This is a genomic window from Komagataeibacter kakiaceti JCM 25156 (assembly GCF_000613305.1).
This window is the reverse complement of record NZ_BAIO01000465.1, coordinates 1-1863: the sequence shown is the minus strand read 5'-3', so window position 1 is coordinate 1863 and position 1863 is coordinate 1. Positions and strand designations below refer to the sequence as shown.

At 64.9% G+C, this 1863-nt stretch carries 4 protein-coding genes; all 4 read left to right on the top strand.

Annotated elements, in window-relative coordinates; genetic code table 11:
* Positions 1 to 641: thiamine pyrophosphate-dependent enzyme (locus tag JCM25156_RS15365; protein WP_025813781.1), on the top strand; the 641-nt coding region annotated here is incomplete at its 5' end.
* Entirely contained in the window at positions 631 to 888 is a 258-nt protein-coding gene (locus tag JCM25156_RS32210; RefSeq protein WP_277909477.1) for a hypothetical protein, read from the top strand. The genes JCM25156_RS15365 and JCM25156_RS32210, both read left to right, overlap by 11 nt.
* Positions 889 to 991: 103 nt before the next feature.
* Positions 992 to 1618, top strand: a complete 627-nt coding sequence (locus tag JCM25156_RS32205; protein WP_407637129.1) for an alpha-ketoacid dehydrogenase subunit beta — start codon at positions 992 to 994, stop codon at positions 1616 to 1618.
* Between the two features lie 32 nt (positions 1619 to 1650).
* The coding region (locus JCM25156_RS15355; protein ID WP_025813779.1) for a lipoyl domain-containing protein at positions 1651 to 1863 on the top strand (213 nt) is incomplete at its 3' end.

The window sequence follows — 1863 nt, the reverse complement described above, 5'->3', positions numbered from 1 at the left end:
CCTCGGCCGGATTTTTTGGCGCGCATGCCGTGGTGGGCGGGAATATCAGCATTGCCGCCGGGGTCGCGCTGGCGCGGCAGATGGATCATGACAGCGGCATCGTCGCCATTCTGTTTGGTGATGGCGCGTGTGGCGAGGGCGCCCTGCATGAGACCCTGAACATGGCGGCGCTGTGGAAGCTGCCGCTGCTGTTCGTATGCAACAACAACCAGCTTTCCGTCTCCACCGCGCGCGCGGATGCGCTGGCGGTCGCGCGGCTGTCCGATCTGGGGGCGACATTCGGCATGTGGGCGCGCACGATTGACGGGCTGGATGTCGGCGCGGTGGCGCAGGCCGCGACGGAAGCCGTCCGTCATGTCCGTTCCGGTCTGGGGCCTGCGTTTCTGGAATGTGTTTCCATCCGCCTGCGTTCCCATTCCACAACGGCGCGTGAGACCCGTGGCCGTGCCGAACTGGCCGAACTTCAGGCCCGCTGCCCCATCCGCCGCTACGTGTCCGTATTGATGGAACGCGGCGAACTGGATACGGCGCAGCGCGATCACCTGTCGCTGGAAGCCACGGTCCGCGCGGAAGGCGCGCTGGGCAGCGCCGATGCTTCACCCTATCCGGATGCGCGGGAGGTCATGCTTCATGTTGGATAAACCGGAAGCCACCACCCAGCGCCTGTTCTTTCGTGAGGCTGTGACCCGTGCGGTGCGGGAAGAAATGACACGCAACCACCACGTCATGGTCATGGGCCAGGATGTCGGGGCGTTTGGCGGATCCTATCGTGAATTCGACGGGTTGTACAACCTGTTCGGTCCCGGGCGCGTGCGTGATACCCCCGTGGCCGAGGCCGCGAGCATCGGCATCGCGGCCGGGGCGGCGGCGGCGGGTACCGCCCCATAGTCAGCATTACCTACATGGATTTCCTGATGCTGGGGTTCGACGCCTGATAAATTACGCCGCCAAGCTGCGTTATAAAACGGCGGGGCGGCTGACCGCGCCGCTTGTGGTCAAGACCACGGCGGGCGCGCAGGGGCAGGGGGTCGCGCATTCCCAATGCATCGAATCCTGGCTCATGAGCGTGCCGGGGCTGAAAATTGTCGCACCCTCCACCCCGGCCGATGCGTACGGGCTGATGAAGTCCGCGCTGCGTGATGACGGACCGGTGGTCTATATCGACCACAAGCGGCTCTTTCCCACGCCGGGCGAGGTCACGCTGGCCGAAGACCTCATTCCATTTGGCAAGGCAAGCATCCGGCGCGAGGGCACGGATCTGACGCTGGTCACGCATGGCTACATGACGCGCGTGGCGCTACAGGCGGCCCAATCCCTTGAAAGCGAAGGCATATCCTGCGAGGTGGTTGACCTGCGCAGCCTCGCGCCGCTGGATATTCAGACCGTGACGGCATCCGTCAGCCGGACCGGGCGGCTCCTGACGCTGGAGGAGGGCCAGAGTATCTGCGGCGTGGGCACGGAAGTGGCCTGCCAGATATTCGAGCGGATCGGCCCCCGGCCCTGGAAACGTCTGGGCGCGTTGCGGGCGCCCGTTTCCTCAAATCCTGTTCTGGAAGCCGCGTGCATTCCCGACGCCACGCGCGTCGCGGCCATGGCGCGCGCTGTTCTGGAACTGTGAACCTACCTTATCCCTGATATTTGGAGAAAGACATGATCTATCAGTTGTCGGTTCCTGCCGCGGTCCCCGGCGTTGAGGAAATCCGGATTCTGGAATGGCATGGTGAGCCCGGCGCGGCATTTGAAACCGGCGACCTGATTGTCGAACTGGAAACGCACAAGGCGGTTGTGGAGGTGCGCGCAGGCCAGCCGGGCGTGCTGCGCGTGATCGACGCCCAGCCGGGGGACTGGCTGGGGATCGGCCTG